21 protein-coding genes and 1 pseudogene are annotated in these 23,765 nt (G+C 69.6%); 8 read left to right on the forward strand and 14 right to left on the reverse strand.

Annotation, left to right across the window (positions count from 1 at the left end; all coding sequences use genetic code 11):
- Positions 1-262 precede the first annotated feature (262 nt).
- Genes RMT89_RS14790 through RMT89_RS14820 form a run of 7 tightly spaced genes read right to left on the reverse strand, consistent with a single transcriptional unit; the run spans position 263 to position 5,554 of the window.
- The gene (locus RMT89_RS14790; RefSeq protein WP_315884209.1) at positions 263-970 is read right to left on the reverse strand and encodes a hypothetical protein; all 708 of its coding nucleotides are present in this window, start codon (positions 968-970) and stop codon (positions 263-265) included.
- Positions 967-1,623 (reverse strand): hypothetical protein, encoded by a 657-nt coding sequence (locus tag RMT89_RS14795; RefSeq protein WP_315884210.1) that lies wholly within the window; start codon positions 1,621-1,623, stop codon positions 967-969. Before RMT89_RS14795 ends, RMT89_RS14790 begins: the two co-directional genes overlap by 4 nt.
- Entirely contained in the window at positions 1,616-2,194 is a 579-nt protein-coding gene (locus RMT89_RS14800) for a hypothetical protein (protein WP_315884211.1), read from the reverse strand. Before RMT89_RS14800 ends, RMT89_RS14795 begins: the two co-directional genes overlap by 8 nt.
- Complete coding sequence (locus tag RMT89_RS14805) at positions 2,188-3,459, reverse strand: putative T7SS-secreted protein (protein WP_315884212.1); 1,272 nt, start codon at positions 3,457-3,459, stop codon at positions 2,188-2,190. The genes RMT89_RS14800 and RMT89_RS14805 overlap by 7 nt, the downstream gene beginning before the upstream one ends.
- A gap of 56 nt (positions 3,460-3,515) precedes the next feature.
- Positions 3,516-3,815, reverse strand: a complete 300-nt coding sequence (locus tag RMT89_RS14810) for a hypothetical protein (protein WP_315884213.1) — start codon at positions 3,813-3,815, stop codon at positions 3,516-3,518.
- Between the two features lie 18 nt (positions 3,816-3,833).
- A complete protein-coding gene (locus RMT89_RS14815) occupies positions 3,834-4,904 on the reverse strand; it encodes a hypothetical protein (protein ID WP_399498152.1) in 1,071 nt (356 codons plus the stop codon).
- Positions 4,892-5,554, reverse strand: a complete 663-nt coding sequence (locus RMT89_RS14820) for a hypothetical protein (RefSeq protein ID WP_315884215.1) — start codon at positions 5,552-5,554, stop codon at positions 4,892-4,894. Before RMT89_RS14820 ends, RMT89_RS14815 begins: the two co-directional genes overlap by 13 nt.
- 130 nt (positions 5,555-5,684) lie before the next feature.
- On the opposite strand from RMT89_RS14820, the pseudogene RMT89_RS14825 reads away from it, so the two are divergent.
- Positions 5,685-6,208, forward strand: a pseudogene (locus RMT89_RS14825) (transcriptional regulator); the annotation flags it as partial.
- Between the two features lie 82 nt (positions 6,209-6,290).
- Here RMT89_RS14825 and RMT89_RS14830 read toward each other — a convergent pair.
- Positions 6,291-7,883 (reverse strand): cellulase family glycosylhydrolase, encoded by a 1,593-nt coding sequence (locus RMT89_RS14830; protein WP_315884264.1) that lies wholly within the window; start codon positions 7,881-7,883, stop codon positions 6,291-6,293.
- Between the two features lie 131 nt (positions 7,884-8,014).
- Positions 8,015-9,211 carry an MFS transporter gene (locus RMT89_RS14835; protein WP_315884216.1) on the reverse strand — a complete coding sequence of 399 codons (1,197 nt, stop codon included), beginning with the start codon at positions 9,209-9,211 and terminating at the stop codon, positions 8,015-8,017.
- Positions 9,212-9,278: 67 nt separating this feature from the next.
- Here RMT89_RS14835 and RMT89_RS14840 point away from each other — a divergent pair, with 67 nt between their 5' ends.
- The 3 genes from RMT89_RS14840 to RMT89_RS14850 all read left to right on the forward strand — a co-directional run bounded on the left by RMT89_RS14840 (position 9,279) and on the right by RMT89_RS14850 (position 11,867).
- Positions 9,279-10,439 (forward strand): helix-turn-helix domain-containing protein, encoded by a 1,161-nt coding sequence (locus RMT89_RS14840; protein ID WP_315884217.1) that lies wholly within the window; start codon positions 9,279-9,281, stop codon positions 10,437-10,439.
- Positions 10,436-10,939 carry a glutathione peroxidase gene (locus tag RMT89_RS14845; RefSeq protein WP_315884218.1) on the forward strand — a complete coding sequence of 168 codons (504 nt, stop codon included), beginning with the start codon at positions 10,436-10,438 and terminating at the stop codon, positions 10,937-10,939. The genes RMT89_RS14840 and RMT89_RS14845 overlap by 4 nt, the downstream gene beginning before the upstream one ends.
- A gap of 67 nt (positions 10,940-11,006) precedes the next feature.
- Positions 11,007-11,867 carry a MerR family transcriptional regulator gene (locus tag RMT89_RS14850; RefSeq protein WP_399498155.1) on the forward strand — a complete coding sequence of 287 codons (861 nt, stop codon included), beginning with the start codon at positions 11,007-11,009 and terminating at the stop codon, positions 11,865-11,867.
- A gap of 206 nt (positions 11,868-12,073) precedes the next feature.
- Here RMT89_RS14850 and RMT89_RS14855 read toward each other — a convergent pair whose 3' ends face one another.
- The 3 genes from RMT89_RS14855 to RMT89_RS14865 all read right to left on the reverse strand — a co-directional run bounded on the left by RMT89_RS14855 (position 12,074) and on the right by RMT89_RS14865 (position 14,392).
- Positions 12,074-12,265, reverse strand: coding sequence for a DUF397 domain-containing protein (locus RMT89_RS14855; RefSeq protein ID WP_315884219.1), 192 nt, complete (start codon positions 12,263-12,265; stop codon positions 12,074-12,076).
- 218 nt (positions 12,266-12,483) lie between these two features.
- Positions 12,484-13,341 (reverse strand): helix-turn-helix transcriptional regulator, encoded by an 858-nt coding sequence (locus RMT89_RS14860; RefSeq protein ID WP_315884220.1) that lies wholly within the window; start codon positions 13,339-13,341, stop codon positions 12,484-12,486.
- A 295-nt stretch (positions 13,342-13,636) separates the two neighbouring features.
- A complete protein-coding gene (locus RMT89_RS14865) occupies positions 13,637-14,392 on the reverse strand; it encodes a GPP34 family phosphoprotein (protein WP_315884221.1) in 756 nt (251 codons plus the stop codon).
- 227 nt (positions 14,393-14,619) lie between these two features.
- Here RMT89_RS14865 and RMT89_RS14870 point away from each other — a divergent pair, with 227 nt between their 5' ends.
- Positions 14,620-17,241, forward strand: a complete 2,622-nt coding sequence (locus RMT89_RS14870; protein ID WP_315884222.1) for a D-alanyl-D-alanine carboxypeptidase — start codon at positions 14,620-14,622, stop codon at positions 17,239-17,241.
- 196 nt (positions 17,242-17,437) lie between these two features.
- Positions 17,438-19,261 (forward strand): MFS transporter, encoded by a 1,824-nt coding sequence (locus RMT89_RS14875; protein ID WP_315884223.1) that lies wholly within the window; start codon positions 17,438-17,440, stop codon positions 19,259-19,261.
- Between the two features lie 6 nt (positions 19,262-19,267).
- Here the strand turns inward: RMT89_RS14875 and RMT89_RS14880 are convergent, their stop codons facing one another.
- Positions 19,268-20,095 (reverse strand): hypothetical protein, encoded by an 828-nt coding sequence (locus RMT89_RS14880; protein ID WP_315884224.1) that lies wholly within the window; start codon positions 20,093-20,095, stop codon positions 19,268-19,270.
- Between the two features lie 77 nt (positions 20,096-20,172).
- Here RMT89_RS14880 and RMT89_RS14885 point away from each other — a divergent pair, with 77 nt between their 5' ends.
- Positions 20,173-20,958, forward strand: coding sequence for an SDR family oxidoreductase (locus RMT89_RS14885; RefSeq protein WP_315884225.1), 786 nt, complete (start codon positions 20,173-20,175; stop codon positions 20,956-20,958).
- A 126-nt stretch (positions 20,959-21,084) separates the two neighbouring features.
- The gene (locus RMT89_RS14890) at positions 21,085-22,653 is read left to right on the forward strand and encodes a sodium:solute symporter family protein (RefSeq protein WP_315884226.1); all 1,569 of its coding nucleotides are present in this window, start codon (positions 21,085-21,087) and stop codon (positions 22,651-22,653) included.
- Here RMT89_RS14890 and RMT89_RS14895 read toward each other — a convergent pair.
- Entirely contained in the window at positions 22,638-23,753 is a 1,116-nt protein-coding gene (locus RMT89_RS14895) for an ADP-ribosylglycohydrolase family protein (protein ID WP_315884227.1), read from the reverse strand. The genes RMT89_RS14890 and RMT89_RS14895 overlap by 16 nt on opposite strands.
- Positions 23,754-23,765: the final 12 nt, after the last annotated feature.

Below are 23,765 nucleotides of genomic sequence, written 5' to 3' on the forward strand. Positions count from 1 at the left end.
GCGTGAGCGGACGGCCCGATACAGGGCGGCATGAGCCGGATCAAGTGGCTCGCCGCACGGTTCTGACCAGGGAAAACAGCACGGCGCGGCAGCGCCAGTACAACCTGGCAAGGATCCCTTACGCAGGAGGACGGCGTACCCGTCAGCGCCCTTGGGCAGCAGCTGCTCGATCGCGTCGCTGACCTTGTCCTGGTAGACGGTGAAGGACGAACTCTCGGCTTTGTCCTCACCCGGGATCGAGCTGGTGAACGTCGATGCCATGTCAGGCGTCTCGATAGCCTCGTTCGTCAGCGACCAGCCCTCGACGTCGGAGAGCCGCCGTGCCCGGAGAAGCCTCGCTCTCCGGTTCAAGGTCCAGAACCCTGACGCTGAGCTTGTGTGCAAGCTCTTCGATGTCCTGCGAGGCCCGGATGATCTGGCCGGTGTCGTCGGTGGCCGTCCACAGCGTCACGTCGGCTCCGACGTCGTGGACGCGCCAGGCGTATGTGATTCCTGCGATGACCTCGGACGTATCGTCCTGGCGTACGTAGCGGAAGGCGCGCAGACCGTCGCCGAGCTGCTTGGTGTGATGGGCCGCGACGACCGGGGGTTCGACCGCCTCCGGATCATCTGCCTTGACCAGAGCGCGCAGCGTTCGTTCGCGTGCGCCCGAGGCCGGCTCCACGCTGGCGACGAGCGGCAGCGGCAGCGCGGTGGGGGAGGCGATGTGCAGGAGCACGCGGGTGTCGAACCGCTCCGGTGCGAAGGCGTCCGCGCAGCACCGCAAGGTGCCGGCGAGGAAGGCGACCCCCGACTTCCCGGGGTGCTGCGCGAACGCCTGCCACAGCAGTTCCGCGCACTCCCGGGACCAGTCGTCGGCCTTTTGCCACGACTCCCTGTCCCAACGGGGTGGGATCTCCAGCCACCGGTTCGGGTCGTAGTTGATGAGGAGGTCGAACTCGTGGTCCAGCTCCAGCCGGTCCTCCGTCATTTCCAGCTCCACCGGAACGTCGTCATCAGCGCGTCGAACCACTCGACGAGCGCGTCGGCCAGGTCGTCGCGCGGGCTCCCGGCTCCGATGGTGGAGAAGGCCGCCACGAACCAGCGGCCCGGGTCACCGGGCACGGACACGAAGTAGTCGACCCTTCGGCTGTCCATCTCCACGCCGCGGTCGGGGGCGGCGGGTACGACCCGCTCCCGCCGCACGGCCAGCGCGCCGTCCACCTCACCGCTGCTGAGGTCGATATTGCTTCCGCCGTCACGCGACATGAGCTGTGCGGCGACCTCGGCCGGATCGGAGATGGCCCCGGTCGTGCCGCTCTCGTCGCTACGGGTCGGCAGCCTGGTCTCGGAGACGATGATCGACGCGCCGAGGTTCACCTCGCCCGACAGCCGCATCGGCAGGTACAGCTCCAGGGCCTCGGCACGGCGCGCGTCCGCGACGGCGGCCAGCAGCCGCCGCTCCAGCTCCAGCCGGAGCGGGGTGAGTTTGTCGCGCGGCACGTCGGCCGGTACGCGGGCGAACGCTTCCGTGACGATGTCCCGCGCCACTTGTTCTGCCTCGCCCGTGCGCAGGGGGATCTGAACCCAGTCCGACGGCAGGACGAGCCGGTAGCCGGTGGGCGCGGAGGTCGGTTCAGCCACGGGCACGAGCCTGCTTGTTCGTGTACCAGATGCCTGCGTAGACGGCGACGCCGAACACCAGGGCGGGTAGCGCACCCCACTGGGTGCCGGTGCCGGAGAAGATGTCCACGATCGCGAAGAGGGCGTAGAGACCGCTGAGGAACTTCAGCTCGAACTCCAGCGTGACGGTCTCCTCCCTGGCACGGGGGTTCCGGAAGCGGACCAGAGCCAGCAGGGGCGTGGCGGCGGCGATGTTCAACGCCCAAGCCTGAAGAGCCGGGACACGCCAGCCGCCGGGCTCTTCGTCCGAACTGAGGAACCACAGGAGGATCACGACGGCGACGGCGACCAGCGCCATGCGTACCTTCTGCCCGCTGCGGAACGCGTCCTCGTCCTCACGGGCAGCGGGAGACAGCCCCGGATCGGCGGTCGACGACTCGTTCTGCGACCTCACCTCACGGGCGAGCGGAGAAGACAGACGAGGGTGATGGGGGCCCGGTGCCTGGGAGCCTCCTCGGCCCTGTCGCAGCTTGCGGGCCTTGGCGCCCTCGGCGGCACTGGGGTTCCACCTCGTCGGTTTGAACCTCACCATTGCGACCCCACCGGTACTGACATGTTGTCCTTCGTCGCCCCGTAGGAGTCTGTCATTTTCTCTCCGCCCTTGTCGGCGAGGTCAAGGCCCGACCCCACGAGCCAGGACGCGCGCTGAACGCCGAGATGGTGCTCCGCCTCCCCAGCGACGTTGCGCAGCTCCTGGCTGTCAGGGAACTCATCCCGCCAGCGCCGGATGTCCTTGATCTGCTTAGCCATCGTGGGATCGCCGAACGTCTTGCGGACTTCCTTCCGGGTCACCTCCGGCAGCGGTTCATCGCGCACGCCCCTCGCTGCCGCCCGTCCTCTCTGGACGTCCAGGCTGCGGTGCAGCCGGGAGGCCCGGCCCCTGACGGCCGCTCGCTGTGCGCGGCTCGCGCGCATCGAATCCAGTGCCCGCTTCTGCTTGGCGAGCCCCTGCGACAGGCTCCGCCCCTGGTTCTGCAGGCCCTTGATGGCCTTCGCCGCTTTCAGGCCGTTGCGCATCATCTTGAGTGCCGCGACGTCCAACAGCACATCGAACCAGGACCCGTTGCCGGTGAGAGCCTTCACCAGGTGAATGACCGCCACGACTCCCGCGAGGGCAGCGGCCACCGGGCCGAGCGCGGGGAAGACGACCGCGAGCATTCCGACCACGGTACTGATGTCACTCAGTTTGTCCGCGAGCTTGTCAAGCCATTCGGCGTCGCCGACCCACGCCTTGATGTCGTTCCACCAGCTGTCCTCCATGTCGTCGTCGATCGACTTCCCGATCTCACGAGCGTAATGGCCTGCCCGTTCGTCATAGAAGGACACCGCCGAGTTCAGCCTCGTACGGGCACTTTCAAGGTCTTCCTTGGCCTGCTTGACCGCCGGGTCGTCGCTTTCCGCACCGGACCCGTCCTTGCCGGAGCCGTTCTCCTTGTCGTCCGGCTTGCGGCTGTCGATGATCTGCTGAGCGTCCTTCGCGTCCCGCAGCGCGCGGTCCGCCTTCTTCTGGGCCTCCTCCATGTCATCCGCCCAGCCCTTGAGGTGCCCCTTCACCTCCCGGTAGCGGTCCTCGGCCAGATCCAGCCGCTTGGACAAGCCGCCGGCCTTCTCACCGATCTTGTCCGCGTACTTGCCCTTCAGACCGTCACTGTCGGCGATCGCCTGCAGCGCCGCGGCCTGGTCACGGAGCTTCTTGGCGACGCTCTTCATGTGCTCGACCTCGTCGCGGATCCCCTCCGGGGCACCCGGAACGGGATCCGCTTCGGCGAGCGGTGACCAGTCAGCCGGCCGCGCCATGGAAGTTCCCCCTGCGAAGAGTTACGAGCATCATCGGTCGGTGCGTGCCCGCGGCGCTACTTCTGCTTTCCCTTGGTCGCGTTCGCGAGATCGTCATCGAGTGTCTGGAAAGCGTCACGGGTGGTTTCCACCATGTCCCCGACCTCCTCGATCTCCTTGATCAGGCGTTTGCGGTTCCTGTCCCAGTTGTCCACGAACTCGCCCATGACCTTCTTGACGCGGGAGTCGCCGACGACAGCGGTGACCTCGTTCTTCCACCCACCCAGCCCCTTGAACTCCTTGCGGATTTCCTCGAGCTGCGTCGCGCTGGTGCTCAACAGGTCGTAGTCGACCTGCAGATCGGATCCCTTGGACACCTTTGCTCCTCGCAGTGGTCAGCGGTTGACGGCCTGGATCTCTTGGACGACGACGTCCTGGTCCGCGCCGAAGGTGCCGTTGGGGAGGTCGCCGCCCTGGCCGATGGTGCTCTTCCAGCTGATCTCCCAGGTGATGGTCGCCTGGAGCTTGTACGAGCCGTCGCCGGAGGAGCGCAGGTACTTCACGCCGCACGGCGGGGTCTGGTCGGCCTTGCCCTTGGCGTAGGGCTCGCCGATGTTTCCGTTGTTGATCGCGCATTCGCCGGAGGCGGGGTAGGTGACCGCGTCGTCCGTGCCCGGCTCGATCTTCAGCGAGATCGGCTCGGCGGTGGTCGTCGCGCTGAGGCCGAGCACCGGGACGGAGGCCGTGACCGAGACCGGCTTGAAGTCCGCCGTGTCCAGCCAGGCCCAGGTCGGCAGGTTCACCTTCGTGGTGTTCTCCGGGGCGAGGTCGACCTTGGTGGAGGGGACGCGGATCTCGCCGTAGGCGAGCTGGGCGAGCGTCTCGGCCGTGATGGCCTGCGGGCGGTTGGCCGGCGGCGCGTCACCCTTGTCGACCCAGAACGGCATCTCGTCGCACTCATTGGACGCCGGGTCGGCCTCTCGGCCTTCAGTGACGTACGAGTCCCACCAGTAGCCGTCGCCTGCCTTGTCCTTGTTGAAGTCCTTGTAGGGGTCGCCGTTGGCGAAATAGTTCTGCGTCATCAGGGCCCACTCGTGGCTGGGCGCGCTGCTTTGCCACACCTGCTTCATCTGCGCCTCAAGTTCCTTGGGCGTGTACTTCGGCGCGTAGTAGCAGGCAGGGGGAGTCCAGGACGCTGAGGTCGATGTGACGGCGCCGGTCGACTGGCCGCTGCCATTCTTCGAACGGTCGTAGACGATCCCGGCGGAGACGGTCGAGGTGAGCTTGTCGCCGTCGGCGCCGCCAGATGCGCCGGTGCCCGACTCGGAGCCGGACCCGCCGCCGATTACCGCGCCGCCCCCGGAGCCTGTCTGCGATGCGACAGCTGCAGGCGCCATGGAGAGGACCAGTGCTCCCGCAGACGCCCCGAAAAGTGCAAACCTCAGAAAACGCTTTACGGCTGGCATACCGCAGCTCCGCGTGCCCCAGAAATCTTGGTGAGTTCCCAGACGCCGTCCTTGTTCAGGTTGACCTGGGCGGTGTAGGCGACGTAGCTGTTCTTGGTCACCTCAGTTCCCTTGAGCTTGCCGGTCTTGATGACCTTGTCGTATCCCTTGCTCTCATCCGCGCAGTAGCCGATCGACGCAGAGTCCTTGGACTTCACCTTCACGTTCCGGTTGAAGTAGCGCACGCTCCCCGTGATGGTCAGGCCACCGTCCACGTACCCCTTGACCCATTCATACGCAGCCGCAGCGCCCTCGCCCTCGGTGTAGAACTCGAGGCTCGGCAGTCTCGGGTCGCCAGCGATGATGGCCGCGTCGATGGCCCGGATGACCTCCGCGTTGTCGCGCAGTACTGCGTCTTTCACCGAGTCACCGGTCTCCTCGGGCGTGAATGTCAGCTTCACGTCCGAAGGCAGCTTGATCGTCGGGCGCTCGGCGGAGCCCGACGCGCTCGCACTCGGCGAAGCCGAGGCTGAGGAGTCGCCTCCCGTATCAGCCCCCGCGATTTTGTCGTTGCCCTTGTCGCTGCCGTCGCTGCCCCCGCAGGCGGACAGCGACAGGGCCGCGACAGCGGTCAGCGCGGCGGCTGCGAGCAGTGTGGGGCGGCGGTTCACGGATGGCTCCCGGTGGGGCGAGGGTTCTCACGAGTGTGCCGACGCTATCTATCGGAACGTGGGTGACACCAGTTGGGTTTACGTCAAGCTCGATCTCCCAACTGGGCAAATCACAGCAGGTGCCACCATACGCAGCGTGAAACAGCGGGTATTGAGTACCCTCCGTCTGCTCGAACCCGGTATCGCCGTCGTGACCAACCGGCTCGGCGACATCCTCGCCCACAGCAACGGCTACGCGTCCATGACGAGCGGGAGCGGGCTGCTCGACTCCGACAGCCCCAACCTCACCCGGTACCTCTTCACCGACCCCACGCCCGCACCTTCTTCGCCGACTGGGACGACATCGCGGACGAGCAGGTCTTCGATCTGTGGCTCGCGCCCTCCGTCGAGAACTCCGAGTGGTTCAGCACGGAGCTCGCGCCCGTCGCGGGGCCCGACTTCACCCGTCGGCTCAACCGGCACACGGTTCCGCGACGCGGGGACGTCCGCGTCAACCATCCGACGGCCGGGGAGCTCCGGCTGCGCCGCGAGATCCTCGAACTCTCCTCGGACTACCAGCAATTGGTCGTCTTCCTCCCAGCCGACGATGCCACGGCCCAGGCCGTCGAGCAGCTCCGCCAGCGGTCCCACGGCCGGCTGCGCGCCACTTCCTGAGTCGCCATGTAGAGAGTCGCCATGTACAGAGTCACCATGTACAGAGGCCCGCGACATGCGCCGCGGGCCCGTCCGCAAAAGGTCAACTCGTCGTACAGGTCGCGCCGTTCAGCGTGAACGCCGTCGGGGACGGGTTCGTCGTTCCCTTGGTGCCGGTGAAGCCGATCGAGACCGAGCCCGAGGCCGGGATCGTCGTCGTGTACGACGCCGGGGCCACCCGTACCGTGTCCGCCGTCTGCGCCGGGACGCCGCCCCACATGTTCGTCACCGTCTGGCCCGCCGGGAAGGCGAAGGCCAGGGTCCAGCCGTTGACGGGGCCGGTGCCGGTGTTGCGCACGGTCAGGTCGGCCTGGAAGCCGCCCGGCCATTCGTTGACCACCCGGTAGGTGACCGCGCAGGTGCCGGTGGGCGGGTTCGCGGTCGTCAGCGTCGCCGTCGCCGAGCGCGCGGAGCGGTTGCCCGCCGCGTCCTTCGCGTAGACCGCCACCGTGTACGCCGTGTTCGGCGACAGGCCCGTGAGGGCCGCCGAGGTCGTCGTCGACGCGGCCAGCGTCGTCTCCGTCGTGCCCGTCACGCGTACCACCTCGTACGCGGTCACGCCAACGTTGTCGGTCGCCGCCGGCCAGGTCAGCTGAGCCGACGTCGAGGTCACCGCCGATGCCGTGGGGGTGCCGGGGGCTGTCGGGGGCTGGGTGTCGGTGCCCCCGCCGCCGAAGATCGTGGCCTCCTTCGAGGTCCGGGCGATGCCGTTCGGGCCGTTGAAGACGCGTTGGCCCCAACTGCTCAGCCGGTTCGGGTCGAAGCCGATCGACAGGTCCAGGATCGGGTCCGTGTTGCCGCTCCAGGACCAGGCCAGATAGCCGAGGTTCAGCCTCTGCGCCTCTGCCATGATCGTGTCCTCGTCCGGGTCGCCCCACTGGTCCGCGGGGCCGCCGAACTCGCCTATCAGAATGGGGAGTTTCGCCGCGACGAAGGCGTTCAGATAGTCCGTGATCTCCGCCGCCGTGTCGTAGACGCTGTACATGTGGATCGAGAAGATCAGGTTGCCGGTGGTGTCGGCCGCGTACACCGCCGGGGCGTTGGTGCGCATGACGTTCTGCCAGTCCTGGCCCCAGTTCGGCGCGTCCACCATGATCGTGTGCTCCAGGCCGGCCGCCCGCAGCTTCTTGACCGCGGAGATGGTCGGGTCCGTCCAGCCCGCCGGATCGGTGTTGCCCCAGGGCTCGTTGCCGATGTTGACGATGACGTAGTCCTCCTGGCCGGCCAGCACGTCCTTCAGGCCGATCCAGTAGTCCGCCGCCGAGTCGAGCGTGCCGGCCGCCGCATCCTCGCCGTAGCCCGTCGTGTCATGGACCTCCAGGACGCAGATCAGACGGTTCGCCTTGCAGCTGGCGATGACCGCGGCGACCTCCTCGGGCGTGTTCCGGGTCCAGCGGTCGCCGTCGGACAGCACGACCCGGACGCTGTTGGCGCCGAGCGCCTTGATGTCGGCCAGCGACTGGGTCTCGCCGGGGTACCAGGTGTAAGCGTGGTTCACGCCACGCATCACGAAGTCGTTGCCGTTCGCCTCAAGGAGGCGGCCGTTGCTGATGTGCAGGCCGGTGGCCTGAGGTTCCGCGGCCTGGGACGGGGTCGCGCCCAGGACCAGCAGGCCCAACAGGGTGGCCAGCGCCATCAGCAGCCTCGCCGCCACCGAGCTCTTGTGTGTTCTCACTGCGACTCCAGAGAAGTGAGCACCGGAAAGCATCGGAAGGTGGAAATACATGGGAGCGCTCCCACACATGTATCCACCCCGCCAGGGACACGTCAAGACACCGCGCACTCTTCCCTCCCCCCGGGCACCGGAGTACGCAGTCCTCTCGCGAGGCAGCCGGTCACCGCCAGCGACGCCACCGCCATCACGGTCATCGCCGTCGCGGGAGAGGTCAGTTGGGCCACCGACCCGGCGAGCGTCGCGCTCACGCCCTGCAAGGTCAGCATCCCGGCCGAGTGCAGCCCCAGCGCGTGCCCGCTCAGTTCGTCCGGGGTGAGCGCCATCAGCCGCTCCTGCTGGATCAGACTCGCCCCGAAACCGACCGAGGCCAGCGCCACGGCGACCGCAGCGAGCGGCACGGACGGGCCGAGCACGAAGAGGGCGTACGGCGAAGCCAGCAGCACCAGCAGCGGTACCCCCAGCCGGACGCGCCGCGCGGGCGGGATCAGGCGGCCCACCGTCACATCACCCGCGAGCATCCCCAGCGCCGCGCAGGCGAACAGGGTGCCGGCGGATCCGGGGGCGTAGGAGACGTAGAGCGACTCGCAGCCCACGACCAGGCCGTTGGGGATCCACAGGGCCAGGTAGACCGTCCGGCGGGGGCGGGAGGACCAGAGCAGGGCGTTGGTGCGCCAGGTGGCCGCGACCGACGGGCGGCCCGAGGCGCGCGGGGCCCGGACGGTGAGGCCGAGGCGGACTCCGGCCGCCGCGAGGAGGTACAGCAGAGCCGCCAGCAGCAGGCACCAGCGGGGCGACACCAGCGTCACCAGCACCCCGCCCGTCGCGTATCCGGCGATCTGCATGATCCCGCTCGTCATGTTGAAGACCGAACGCCCCAGCAGATAGCCGTCCTTGGAGAGGATCTCGTTCAGCAGGCCCCAGCGGACTCCCCCGCCGAGCGAGGCGATCAGGCCCTGGGCGAGCAGGACGGCGAAGACGGCCCAGATCGGCAGGCCCGGTACGGCGAGGAGGGCCGTGGCCGCCGCGAAGGCCAGCGAGAGGCCCGTCAGGGTCGCCCTCGGGGGGAGGCGGTCGGCACCCGACAGGAACAGGGACGCGCCCAGCACCTGGGCCAGCGACGGGCCGAACATGCTCACCGCCGACAGCAGCGGGGAGCCCGTCGCCCGGTACACGAGGGTGCCGAGCGCCAGACCGCCGACCGTGTGGGCCGCGATCTGGGCCGAGGAGGAGAGGAAGAGCGGGGTGAACTCGGGGGTGCGGAAGAGGGCTTGGTAGCTGTTGCTGCGCATGTGCGGGAGTCTCGGGCGGCGCTTGCGGGGGCCGTTAATGTTTCGCACAGGTGCGAAAGGAGGCGTCATGGGCTGGTGGCAGGTCAACGCGGACACGCTCGCGCGCAGCCGGTTCGTGCTCTCGCCGCTCGCCGAGACCTTCGCGAGCCTGAAGCTGCTGCACGCGGGCGTGGGCGCGCATCCCGGGGAGCGGGACTGGCTGCGGGCGCACCGGCCCGGCTACCTCGCGCTGCTGGCCGCCGATCCGGTGACCGCGCTGCTGGTGCGCGCCGGGCTCGGGCGGGAGTGGATCGCCGACTTCCTCACGCCCACGCCCCGCGACGGGGAGACCTTCGAGGAGGGCGTCGCCCGGGTGCGCGCGGCCCGCCCCTCGGACGCGCGCGCTCACCTCGCCCTCTCCCTCGCGGGGCCGCTCCCCGCCGAGCTGGAACGGGACGATCTGCCGTCGCGGGCGGCGGCGCTTCTTGCGTACGTCTGGCAGGAGACCGTACGGCCGGACTGGGACCGGCGCCGACGGGTTCTGGAGGCGGATGTGGTCGCCCGTACCGTGCAGGTGAGCCGGAGCGGCTGGGCGGCGGTACTGGACTCGCTGCGGCCGGGGACCCGGTGGCTCGGGGAGAGCCGGTTCCAGGTCAACCGGCACGAGTATCCGCCGCGGGAGATCTCGGGCGCCGAACTGGTCTTCGTGCCGGTGACGCCGAAGTCGGGGTGGGCGTCGTGGGAGGGCGACGACCGGTACGCCGTCGTCTACCCCTGCACCGGCGCGCTCGCCTCACACCACGACCGCCGTGCCGTACCGACGGGACTCGGCGCCCTGCTGGGCACCGCCCGCGCCGGGGTCCTCGTCCTGCTCGGCACCCCGATGAGCACGACCCAGCTGGTCGCGGTGACCGGGCAGGGTCTGGGCTCGGTCGGCCGGCATCTGCGGGTGCTGCTGGACGCGGGTCTTGTGGAGCGGCGGAGGGCGGGGCGGTCGGTGCTGTATGTGCGGACGGCGGCGGGGGAGGTCCTCTTGGAGGCGGCCGGAGAGCTGTCACCCGGCGCGGCTAGTGCCGCGGCAGGCAACGTCTGCCCGTCAAGGAGCGGCGTCCGGTGCGTGCTCTCGGCGTGCCGGCCGGAAGCCCTCGTACTGGATGTACCTGGGCTTTCGGCCGGTGCGGCGAGAGTGCGTGCCGGGCGTCACGACGGGGCGAACGTTGCCTGTCGCGGCACTAGCATCCGGGCATGACGGTAAACAGCAGCAATCCCCTGGACGTCGAGATCGCCGCGCTCGGCGGCGGTTCCGCCGACCTCAAGCGGTACGTCGGCCAGGTCGTCCTGGTCGTGAACGTGGCCTCCAAGTGTGGGCTGACCCCGCAGTACTCCGGGCTTGAGCGGCTGCACGAGCAGTACGCGGAGCGTGGGTTCAGCGTGCTCGGGGTGCCCTGCAACCAGTTCCTCGGGCAGGAGCCGGGCAGCGCCGAGGAGATCGCCGAGTTCTGTTCGGCGACGTACGGCGTGACCTTTCCGATGACCGAGAAGGTCGAGGTGAACGGCGAGGGGAGGCATCCGCTGTACGAGCGTCTTGTCGGGTTCGCGGACGGCGAGGGGCACAGCGGGGACATCCGCTGGAACTTCGAGAAGTTCCTGATCGGGCGGGACGGCCAGGTCGTCGCCCGCTTCTCGCCGCAGACCGAGCCGGACGCGGCGGAGGTCGTGGCCGCCATCGAGGCGCAGATCGCCGCTTGACCTTTCCCCTGGGTCAGACCCGAGTTTCCTGTCGCCGGGCGAACGGCGCCCGGCGACGGAGGATGACGTGGTGGACGTAGGAGAGGAACTGCTCACCATCGGGGCGTTCGCCGCCCGGGCGCGGCTGTCGGCCAAGGCCCTGCGGCTGTACGACCGGCTGGGGCTGCTGGCCCCGGCGCACGTCGACGAGGTCAGCGGCTACCGCTACTACCGTGCCGACCAGGTCGAACCCGCCCGGCTCGTGGCGCTGCTGCGCCAGCTCGACATGCCGCTCGCGCGGATCGCCGAGGTCGTCGAGGCACCGGACGGGGCCGCGGCCGCCGCCCGGCTCGACGCGTACTGGGCGGACGTGGAGGCGCGGTTCGCCGGGCAGCGGACGCTCGCCGAGTACCTCCGTGGACGGCTGTCGGGGAGGAGCTCCGAGATGTACGGGAAGTTCGTGGTCGAGACGGTGGAGGTGCCCGAGCAGGTGCTGATCACCGAGACGCGGCATGTGCTGGCGGGCGAGCTGCCGGCGTGGATCGGCGCGTCGCTGGGGCGGCTTGAGGAGGGTGCGCGGGAGTGCGGTGGCATCACCGCGCCGCCGTTCGTCGTGTACCACTCCGATGTGTCGCCGGAGAGCGACGGACCGGCCGAGTCGTGTGTGCCGGTGGCCGACGCGGCGGCGGCCCGGGCCTGGGCCGAGAAGCAGGGCCGTAGCCATGCGACGAAGGTGCGCGTGGAGCCGGCCCAGCGGATCGCCTGCACCCGGATCACCAAGGCGCAGGTGGCCCATCCGCAGATCCTGGCCGCTTTCGAGGCGGTGGAGGAGTGGATCGCGAAGGAGGGGCTGTGGCAGGCGGGTCCATGCCGGGAGATCTACTTCGCGGACTGGGACGCGGCGGGCGCCGGGGACCCGGTGTGCGATGTGGCCTTCCCCGTGAGGTGACCCACTCGTGAACGGCCGTGCCCGGCAGACGCGTCGCGAGTGAGGTGACCCACTCGCGAACGGCCGTGCCCGGCAGACGCGTCGCGCATCTGCCGGGCACAAGCCGAGCCCCCTCGGCAAGGACGGCGGGCTGGTCGAGAGGGCTCTTGTGTGGTGCTTGTGCAGTTGTCGATCGTCATCGGTCGAGGCTCAGGGGATCAGCCCCCTTACACCTTGACCGAGGACACGAAGGCGTTCCACGCGCCCGCGGGAAACGCCAGGATGGGACCCTCGGGGACCTTGGAGTCCCGGACGGCCATTGCCGACAGGACAGGGGACTTGATCTCGACGCAGGCGCCATTGCCCTGCGAGTACGAGGACTTGACCCACTTGTCCGTGAGGCCCTGCTTGATTGCCATGTTCGCTCCGGTAACCAGTTGCTGAGTTGCTGTCGCATGCCGTAAGCGCGTGTCTTCCTTCCGCACGGCACGTTTTCGCCAACGTTGTTGCTTGATGGCGTGATCGACGCTACTCGCCAACATCGGAGTGCGGAGCGACTATTCACTCGACTGGATGGCATATTCCAGTGGGGACTTCCGCCGGGACTGGCCGAAGGTGTATCTTCCGGCGCCGCAGCTCAGCGCGCGTAGTCCTTGGCCGCGTTCGCGATGAACTCCCGGCTCTGGTCGGCGTTCAGCGCCTGGGCGCGCAGATGCTCGTACATCACGCTGTACTTCTGTACGTCCTGCGCCTTCTCCAGGTAGAGGTCGCTGGTCACGCCCTCGATGTAGACCACGCTGGAGTCGGCGGCGTCCGGGAACTCCAGGATCGCGTACTGGCCACTGACACCGGGGTGCGCTCCCATCGCGAACGGGATGAGCTGCACGGTGACATGCGGCAGCCGGGACATCTCGATGAGGTGCTCCAACTGCTCGATCATCACGTGCCGGCTGCCGACCTCGCGGCGCAGCGCCGCCTCGTCCAGGACGGCCCACAGGCGGAGCGGGTTCTCCGGGGCAGAGATACGTTCCTGTCGGCGCAGCCGCACCTGCACCCGCTTGTCGACATCGGTCGGGGCGACCTCCGGCAACGCGCCCGAGATCAGCGCCTCCGCGTAGCTCTTCGTCTGCAACAGCCCCGGGACGACCTGGGGGTCGTAGACCCGAAGGCTGGCCGCGTCCGTCTCCAGACCGATGTACACGCTGTACGGGATGTCGCCGAAGGAGTGCCACCAGCCCTGCTGGCGCGAGTCCTTGGCCATCTGCATCAGGGAGTCGACGATCCGGACGTCCTCGACCTCGTAGACCCCGCACAGGTCACGGACGTCGCGCTGGCTGATGCTGCGGCGGCCGTTCTCCAGGCGGCTGATCTTCGACTGGGAGACCAGCAGCCGCTCGGCGACCTCCTCGGCCGTCATGCCCTTGAGCTCGCGGAGCCGGCGCAACTCCTGGCCCAGCCGGCGGCGCCTGACAGTGGGATTGACATTGGACGCCACGGGACGTGCACCTCCGGCTGCATGTACTGCTTGCGACTTTGCGTATCTGCTGTTGAGCAGACTGCCACCAAGGTGCTTTCTACCGCTGGGAAACGGTGGATATGCGCTGCATACGCGCCAGTTCGGGACATGGACGCGGGTGCTCCGCACATGCGGCCGCGCGGGGTGGCGGACCGTGTCGTCGTCCGGACACATACGGTCCCGCCACCCCGCGCGGACCAGCGGCTCCCGTACCGGGTCTCGGGGACTGCGGTGCGGCGTGGCGGCTGGGTGGTGCGGGTCGTGGAACTGCGGCTCAGTGGGCCACGACGCGCGCCATCGAGCCTCGGCGCGGTTGCATCGGAACGCCACGAGCGGGTTCCGGTGCGGCCCTGCCGCCGGCGGCCGGCTGGCGGCCCGCTGGGGCGGGGCTGCGGCGCGGCTGGGCCGCGACGCCGTTCTGGACGTCCATCACGGCGTGCGCGACGAGACCGCCCATGGGGTCGTGCCTGATCAGGTCCCGCAGCCGGGAGCGAGAGGAACGGCCCTCGTTGCCCGGATACAGGTGTTTGCCGAGGCCGACCGCGTGCGCCAGTGCGGCGAGCGCCGCGGTCCGCGGGTCCGGCGGTACGCCGGTGCGGATCGCGGAGTCCAGCCGGGACCTGATCTCTCGGCTGATCTCGTTGTCGGTCGCCTGGTAGCGAGTCGTCGGCAACACCCCGCACATCTGTCCGGCCACGGCATGCACCATGCCGCACCGTTCCAGATGCGAGAGGTAGGTCTGGCGCAGCCCCAGGCGGGGCCCGCCGATCCAATGGACGGCACGCACGGGAGCGCCACGCCTGCGCAGCAGCTCCAACGCGCAATCCAAAGTCGGATCTCCAGTCGGCCGTGGTACCACCACGGCGATACGATCCCCGTCTGGGGCTATCCGTCCGGCCAGCGCCAGCTCCACTAGCTGCGCTCCGGCCAGACCGAGGTCGAGCGACTGCGGCTGTGCAGTGGTACCCGTGGCCGGGTCCAGTGCCAGCAGCAGAAGCTCCTCCGGAATTGTTCTGCGGCTCCTGCCCATCCATGCCTCCCCGCGTGGATGAATGACAGGGTGACCCCTCTCACATTGGTCTGTCGAGGGTGCGTGACCTGTTTGTGAGGGAACCAGTAGGTATGTCGTTCTCGTCTATCGCGTCAGCCAAGCCCGCACACAGGACACTGGTACATGGTTCGGACAGCGCGGTGGAGCGGTGTCCGGGCGGCGGCGATTCAGACGAACACGACGTTTCACGGGTTTAGGAGGCATCGGTGGCGGGCGAGTCCCCCGACAGTTCGAAGCAGCGCGAGTCGTCGGCAGAACCGACGTCGGGGAGCGCGGGTCCGGTTCCGGAGGCGCGGAGCGAATCCACCGACCCCCGCCTGGCGATGACCCGCGGAGGCGTCGATACGGCGACCCGCGTGCTGTCGGCACCCGACCTGGCGGCACCGGATCCGGAAGAACCCGAGCCGGCGGAGAAGCCCACCGAACCCGACGCCAGCGACGCCCGCCTGCGAGCCGCGGTGGCGGCGTGGGTGTCCAAGGGCGACGAGAAGACACCGAAGCCGGACGAGCCGACGCCCGAGCCCGAGGCCACGGCGGAGAACCCGGAGGAGAACCCGCCGGCCGAGCCCGAGAACACCGACCCCAAGGAGCCCGAGGGGGAAGCACAGAGCGAAGCCGACTCCGGGGCCAACTCCGGGGCCGGGGCCGGGGCCGGGGCCAAGACCGAGACTGGGGCCGAGGCCGAGGCCGAGGCAGAGGCAGAGGCAGAGGCCGAGACTGAGGCCGGGGCAGAGGCTGAGACCGGGGCCGGGGCAGAGGCTGAGACCGGGGCAGAGGCCGAGACTGAGGCCGGGGCCGGGGCCGGGGCCGGGGCTGGGGCTGGGGCCGGGGCTGGGGCTGGGGCTGGGGCCGAGGCAGAGGCCGAGGGCGAAGCTGAGACCGAGGCTGAGACCGAGGCCGAGGGCGAGGCTGAGACCGAGGCCGAGGCAGAGGCTGAGACCGAGGCCGAGGCAGAGGCTGAGACCGAGGCCGAGGCAGAGGCTGAGACCGAGGCCGAGGCAGAGGCTGAGACCGGGGCCGGGGCTGAGGGCGAAGCTGAGGCTGAGGGTGAGGCTCAGCCTGAGGACGACGACTCGGAGCCCGAGGCCCACGCCGCAGCGGGCGACGAGCCGGAAGCCGCCGACGACGAGGACGAAGCCCAGGACGCGCCCGCGGCCGCCGACGGCGAGGACGCCCCTCAGGGGCCACCCGCAGCCGACGACGAAAGCAGCACGGGTGGTGCGGGTGGGAACACGGCGGCCGAAGGCGAAGCCGAGGACGCGCCGGACAACGGCCCCGCACCCGCCGACGCCGAAGACGCGCCGCACGACAAGCCCGCCCCCGCCGACGCCGAAGACGCCCCGCACGACAAGCCCGCCCCCGCCGACGCCGAGGACACGCCGGGCACCGGCCCCGCCCCCGCCAAGGCCGTGGACCAGCCCACCACCGCCCTCCGCGCCCCGCGCCCACCCGTGGACCAGCCCACCAGCAAGTTCGTCGCGCTCAAGCCGGACGTCACCACCTCCGTCCCGCACGTCGGCCCCGAGCGCACCACCCAGCAGCCGCTGCCCCCCAAGCCCCCGCTGGACCTGCTGGCCGAGCTGACCAACACCCCGCCGCCCCCGGACACCCCCGTCCGCACTCTGGTCCGGCGGGTCAAGATCTGGACCCCCCTGGTCCTCCTGCTCGTCGTCGTGTTCGCGATCGCGCAGGCCGTACGCCCGCTCCCGACCCCCACCCTGGACCTCACCGCCGAGTCGACGTACACCTTCGACGGCTCCCAGGTCGACATCCCCTGGCCCGCCGAGGGACAGGCCGCGCTCGACGTCCAGGGCATCGGCTCCTTCGGCTCCTTTGGCGACCAGAAGCCCGTGCCGATCGCCAGCGTCGCCAAGGTCATGACCGCGTATCTCATCCTTCGCGACCACCCGCTCAAGAGCGGCGAGGAAGGCCCGAAGATCGAGATCGACCAGGCCGCCGAAAAACAGTCGGACGCCGGCCAGGAGTCCACCGTCGACGTCTTCGCCGGCGACTCCATCACCCAGCGCGAGGCCCTGGAGAGCATCCTCATCGCGTCCGCGAACAACGTGGCCCGCCTGCTGGCCCGCTGGGACGCCGGGTCGGAGAAGGCGTTCGTGGCGAAGATGAACGCCGCCGCCGGCGACCTCGGCATGACCAACACGACGTACACCGACCCCTCGGGCCTCAACGACACGACGGTCTCCACCGCCGTGGACCAGGTCAAGCTCGCCAAGGCCGCGATGGAGCAGCCCGCCTTCCGCGAGATCGCCGCGATGATGTCGTACGACGACTACAAGGGCCAGAACCACGGCAACTGGAACCAGTTGGTCGGCAAGAACAACGTCGTCGGCATCAAGACCGGCACCACCACCTCCGCCCTCGGCAACCTCATGTTCGCCGCGAAGCAGGACGTCGGCGGCGAGATGCGGACCATCGTCGGCGCCGTGGTGCGCCAGCCGGACACGGGCGGTGGCATCCTCGCCGCCGCGCTCGACTCCGGCGACCAGCTGATCCGGGCCGCCCAGGGCGCGCTGGAGTCGGCGACGCTGCTGAAGAAGGGCGAGGTCGTCGGGTATGTCGACGACGGCCTCGGCGGCCGTACCCCGGTCGTGGCGACGAAGGACGTCAAGGCGGTCGGCTGGGCGGGCCTGAAGGTGGAGCTGGACTTCAAGGCCGACGCCGTACCGCACGAGGCGAAGGCCGGCACCAAGGTGGGCACGCTCACCGTCGGCGACGGCGGCACCGCCGGCGCGGTCAAGGTGCCGGTGGCGCTCCGGACCGACCTCGTCGAACCCGGCTTCACGGACAAGCTGACCCGCATCACCTGATCCGCCGCACACCGCAGCCCGTCGACGGGCCCCACCCCGGGAGCCGCTCGGCGGGCTGCGTGCTAGCGTCACGAAACGGGTCAGGCCGTCGCTCACAAGGCACGACCGGCGAACCCTCAAGGACAGGGCCGACAACACGCGGGAAACGGGACGCGGCCAGAACAGCAGACAGGACACCACGGGGAGTGCCTTAACGGTGGTCACTGCGGAGCCGACACGCGCCGACGACGCCGCTCCGGGCCCGGGACCAGGCCCGCGAATACGCGTGCCCGCGAGCGAGGACCCCTCGCCCACGGCCGCCGCCTTCCTCACCGTACGTGAGCGCCTGCTGCGCCATCCCGTCCTGTCGGTCACCGCCCTGGCCGGTGTCCTGCACATCGTCTGGTTCTTCACGTTCGCCAACAGCGGCGGCGATCTCGCGGCGCAGGACGCCTGGGCCGAGTTCGTCGGCCGGCACCCCGACTCCGCGTACAACCTCGCCTGGTACGGCGGGATGCACCCGGTGTCGTACAGCGTGGTGTCGCCGTATCTGATGTCGATGCTGGGCGTCCGTACGACGATGATGATCGCCGGGACCGTCTCCGCGGGCCTGCTGACGCTCGTCCTCATCCGCAGCCGGTCCGTCCGGAAGCCCCTGTGGGCCGCGCTGGCCGGGGTGTTCGCGCTGCTGTGCAACGCCATTTCGGGGCGGGTCACCTTCGGGCTCGGGACGATGTTCGCGCTCGGCGCGGTCGCGGTCGTGTTCTGCTGGCCGTACCGCTGGCGCTACAAACGCTGGGCGAAGGCGCTGTGCGCCGCCCCACTGGCCGCGCTCGCGACGATGGCCTCGCCGGTCGCCGGTCTTTTCGTGGGCCTGGTGGCGGTGGCGCTGTTCCTGCAGAAGCGACGGCCCGGCGCCTGGGCGCTGGGGCTCGCGCCGAGCGCGGTGGTGGCCGCTTCGGCCTGGCTCTTCCCCTTCTCGGGGACGCAGCCGATGAACATCGCCTCGGTGATCCTTCCGTTCGCCTCCGCGGTCCTGGTGCTCGTCCTGGTCCCCAAGGAGTGGACGACGGTCCGGCTGACCTCGGCGGTCTACGCGCTGTCGGTGGTGCTGGTGTGGCTGATCAACTCGCAGATCGGCTCCAACATCACCCGCCTTTCGATGGTCTTCGCGGGTGTGGCACTGATCGCGGCGCTGCCGTTCACGGTGCCGCGCTCGCGCAAGTGGTACGCGGTCGTGCTGGCGTTCGTCGGGTTCAACGTGTGGATCGGCGCGAAGACCGTCGTCGACATCGTGCACACCACCCCCGCCGCCTCCTGGGCCCGCGAGCTCGCGCCCCTCGTCAACGAACTCCAGGAGGTCGGCGCCGAGAAGGGCCGGGTGGAGGTCGTACCGGCCCGCTCCCACCGTGAGGCCTCCGCGCTCGCGCCGTACGTCAACCTCGCCCGTGGCTGGAACCGCCAGGCCGACATGGAGCGCAACCCGCTCTTCTACGACGACACCCTGAACTCGGCGAACTATCTGGAGTGGCTGCACCGCTGGGCGGTGCGCTTCGTGGTGGTGCCGAAGGACGAGCCGGACGGAGACGGCGGCAAGCGTGAGCGCCAGCTGGTGCAGCGTGGGATGCCGTATCTGAAGCAGGTGTGGGGCGACGCGAACTGGCAGCTGTTCCAGGTGATCGACCCGTCGCCGCTGGCCGAGCCGAACACCGTGGTGGAGCGGGCCGAGCAGGGCGAATGGACGATGCGGGTGAGCAAGCCGGGGCGGGTGCTGATCCGGATCCCGTACTCGCCGTGGCTGAGCATCGTCGACGCCGAGGGCCAGAAGCTCGACCCGCCCAAGGAGACGGAGGCCTCCGAGGACCGTCCCGACGGTGAGCCGAAGACGTACGACAACGTCAACGGCTGCCTGATGGAGACGGAGGAGGACGCGCTGGGCGACAAGTGGACCATGCTGGTGGCCCCGAAGGCGGGGACCTACCGGCTGGCGGCGCCCTACGACGTGCCGCGGGGCACGCCGTGTCCGGACGAGCTGAAGTAGCCCGCTTCAGCGCAGCTGGTCCACGTACCTGTCGGTGCCCGGGACGGTAGGGACGAAGGGTGCGAGCAGCTCGATCCGCCCGTGCCCTTCGGTGCTCAGGTCCGTGAACCACGGCTCCCAGCACTCCCGGGGATCCGCCTCCAGGAACCACAGCAGTGTCAGCCGGGTACCGACGCCCTCGACCTGCTTGACGTAGGTCATCCGGTCGCCGGGCAGGGGCGTGGGCCGGAAGATCGTCACCATGGCGGCCGGGGACCCCGCGAGACGCTCGGGGAGGTGCCGCGAGCACAGCCACTCGATGAGCTCGGCCCGCTGCTCGGCCGACTCGGCGTCGAGCACCTCCACCACCAGCCCCGCGTACGGATGGTCCAGCGCGTGGAAGTCCCGAGGCCCCGCCGCCCCGTCCCGGTACACCGTCGCCTCGTGGTCCTGGAAGGCGGTGAAGACATGGGTGCGGTCCTGGTAGACGCGGGCATCGCGGTTGAGGCGCTTGTTGATGGCGACGGTCCACTTCATGTGGTCGTCGTAGCGGCCGTCGGTGATCCAGTACGTCGAGATGTAGCAGCCCGCGGTGACGGGCTGGGCGACGGCCGACTTCTCGGGCACGCGCAGGAGTTGCAGATCGCGGGTGGCGACCCAGCGGCGGCCCGCGTACATCCAGGGCATGGCCATGGCGCCGGCGTAGTAGTGGTCGTCCTCGTACCAGCGGTTGTAGGCGTACTCATGGCCCGGGTGCGGTTCGACCAGGGTGATGAGCGCGTGGCCGGGGTGGACTCCGTAGGGTCCTACGGCGGCCAGTTCGGCGTATGTCTCGCTGCGGGTCTCCTCGCTCATGCCCTTCCCCTTCCTAGGCGGCTCGCCCATACTCTGACGCCCCGTCAGATATTGCGCCAGAGTCAGGGAGGCCGCCGATGTCACTGCTCTCCGGAAGGACCGTCGTCGTGTCGGGAGTCGGCCCCGGGCTCGGCCATCAGGTCGCGGCGGCGGTGGTGCGCGACGGGGGGAACGCCGTACTCGGGGCGCGCACGGAGGCCAGCCTCGCCAAGTGCGCGGCCGAGATCGATCCGGACGGGGCGCACACGGCGTACCGGACGACGGACATCACCGACGAGACGCGGTGCGAGGCGCTGGCGGCGCTCGCGCGGGAGCGGTTCGGGCGGATCGACGCGGTTGTCCATGTGGCCGCCTGGGACAGCTACTTCGGTGGTGTGGAGGACGCGGACTTCGCGACCTGGCAGCAGGTGATCGACGTGAATCTGCTGGGGTCGCTGCGGATGACGCGCGCCTGCCTGCCGGCACTCAAATCGGGCGGCGGCTCTGTGGTGTTCATCGGGACCCAGTCGGCGGTGGCCGCTCCCTCCCAGGTACGGCAGGCCGCGTACGCCGCCTCCAAGGGGGCGCTGACCAGCGCGATGTACTCACTGGCGCGGGAGCTCGGGCCGTACCGGATCCGGGTCAACACCGTGCTGCCCGGGTGGATGTGGGGGCCGCCGGTGCGGGCGTATGTGCGGTTCGCGGCGCAGTCGGAAGGGGTCGAGGAGTCCGCCGTACTGAAGCGGCTGACCGATCGGATGGCGCTGCCGGAACTCGCCACGGACGGGGATGTGGCGGACGCGGCGGCGTTCCTGGTGTCGGATCGCGCTCGGGCGATCACCGGACAGTCGTTGCTGGTCAACGCAGGGGAGCTGATGCGATGAGTTCATACATGTGAACCAGAACCATCATGCCGAATGATTTTACCTCCCCTTGACCTTACGCCTGCTTGTCGTGTTCACGAGGCAGCGCCCACGATGAGCGCCGGGCTGAACCCTGGGAGGGCGCACATGAACGGTCTCGACTGGGCCGTGCTCATCGGCTACTTCGGCGTGATGGTGGCGATCGGCATCTGGTCGCACAAGCGCGTCGACAACGTGAGCGATTTCTTCACCGCCGGCGGGAAGATGCCGTGGTGGCTCTCCGGCATCTCGCACCATATGTCGGGCTACAGCGCGGTGATGTTCACGGGCTACGCGGGCATCGCCTACACCTACGGCGTGACCTCGTTCGTCACCTGGTCCTTTCCGATCGCCCTGGGCATCGCCGTCGGATCGAAGCTGTTCGCTCCGCGGATCAACCGGCTGCGCTCACGGCTCCATGTGGCCTCCCCTCTGGAGTACCTGAAGAACCGGTACGACCTGAAGACGCAGCAGGCGCTGGCCTGGTCCGGGATGCTGCTGAAGATCGTGGACGTCGGTGCGAAGTGGGCGGCGATCGCGACGCTGCTGTCGGTGTTCACCGGGATCTCGCTGAACCAGGGGATCCTGATCACCGGTTGCATCACGGCGGTGTACTGCACGATCGGCGGGCTGTGGGCGGACGCGCTGACGGAGTTGGGGCAGTTCATCATCCAACTCCTGGCCGGCATCGCGATGTTCGTGGCCGTCGTCGTGGAACTGGACGACAAGGGCATCGGATTCCTCGGCGCCTGGGACGAGCCGGAGCTCCAGGGCCACGGTGAGCCGCTGGTGGGGCCGTACGGGACCGTCTTCCTTCTCGCCTTCCTCTTCATCAAGCTGTTCGAGTACAACGGCGGCATGCTCAACCAGGCGCAGCGGTACATGGCTACGCCGAACGCGAAGGAGGCGGAGCGGTCGGCCCGGCTGTCGGCGATTCTGTGGCTGGTCTGGCCGCTGGTGCTGTTCTTCCCGATGTGGATGTCGCCGCTGCTGGTGGAGTCGCAGAAGCCGGACGGCTCGGACTCCTACGGCCTGATGACGGAACAGCTGCTCCCGCACGGCCTGTTGGGCCTGGTGATCGTCGGCTTCTTCTCCCACACCATGGCGATGTGCTCCTCCGACGCCAACGCCATCGCGGCGGTCTTCACGCGGGACTGTGCGCCGGTGATCTGGCGGCGGGCGCGGAGCTGGAGCCAGGGGCAGGGGCTGCGGGTGGCCCGGGTGACGACCGTGGTCTTCCTCGGCCTGTCGATGGCGGCGGCGACGCAGGTCAACTCGCCGACGTTCGGGGACATCATCACGGTGGTCATCAAGTGGGTGGCCGGTCTCATGGGTCCGATGGCGATCCCGATGATGCTGGGTCTGCTGCGGCCGTTCCGCCGCTCGGGTCCGACGGCGGCGCTGACGTCGTGGTCGATGGGACTGCTGGCGTTCTGGCTGGTGAACTACCCGATCCACTGGAACGTGGAGGGTGGGGTGCCGCTGCAGTACCAGGTGTCCATCCCGCTCGCCGTGTCCCTGGTGCTGTACATCCTGATCGGCTATGTGAAGCCGGAGGACACTCCGGAGCGGCTGGCGATCATCGACAAGGTCAACTCGGACGACGACGGATCGGCCGCCGCGGCGGTCCCGGCTCCGGCCGGCCCCCTGGACGAGGTGGCTCAGCCGCGCGGATAGCGGGCGAGCCAGCCCGGCGACGACCCCGCCGGGCCGTGCAGGGCCGGGCCCTGGGTCATCTCCATCGCGAAGTCGTCGGCCAGCTCCAGGATCGTGGGGCGGCCCTCAAGCTCGGCCAGCCAGGCCGGGGGGAGGGCCGTCTCGCCGTGCAGGGCGCCCAGGAGACCGCCGGTCAGCGCGCCCGTCGCGCCCGAGGGGCCGTCGTGGTTGACCGCCAGGCACAGACCGTGGCGGACGTCCTCGCCCACCAGAGCGCAGTACACGGCCACCGCCAGTACGCCCTCCGCCGTACCCTCACCCAGCAGTTCCTCGACCCGGGCCGGGGTCGGCATCCCCTGTCGCACCGCTCCCAGCGCATGCTGGAGCGCGTCCGAGACGGGCTGATGCCCGGGGCGGGCGGCCAGCAGCGCCAGCGCCCGCTGCACGGCCCCGTCGAGACTCTCGCCGCAGGCCAAGGTGTGCACGATGACGGCATACGCGCCCGCCGAGAGGTAACCCACCGGGTGGCCGTGCGTCTGCGCCGCGCACTCGATCGCCAGCTGGGCCACCAGTTGGGGCTCCCAGCCGACCAGGAGCCCGAAGGGTGCCGAGCGCGCCGCCGCCTCCGGCCCCGCCTCACCCAGGTTCTTCGGCGCGTCCAGCGTGCCCATGATCCCGTCGCCGAAGCCGATCAGCAGCGATCGGGAGGGGTCGCGCCGGGCGTACAGCCACTCCTCGCGAGCCAGCCAGCCGTCTTCCTTGCGCCGCTCGTCGGGGCCCCAGTCGCGTTGGGTGGCCGCCCACCGCAGGTACGCCCGGTGCAGATCCGTCGGCGGATGCCAGGCGCCCGTGTCCCGCCGGACCTGGGCCCGTATGAGCCCGTCGACGGAGAAGAGGGTGAGCTGGGTGAGGTGCGTCACGGCACCCCGCCGCCCGTACCCGAGCCCCAGAGCGACCAGGCCCTCGACGCCGTACGCCTCCCTGATCTCCTCCAGGCTCAGCCCGTCCACGGGCGCGCCCAGCGCATCGCCCACGGCAGCACCGAGCATCGTTCCGCGCACCCGGCTACGGAAGTCCTGCTGCTCGGAGCGGCCCCAGACGGCGCCCGTTGTCGCACCCACGTCCAGCACTGT

The sequence above is a fragment of the Streptomyces sp. P17 genome (assembly GCF_032436805.1).
Lineage (GTDB): Bacteria > Actinomycetota > Actinomycetes > Streptomycetales > Streptomycetaceae > Streptomyces.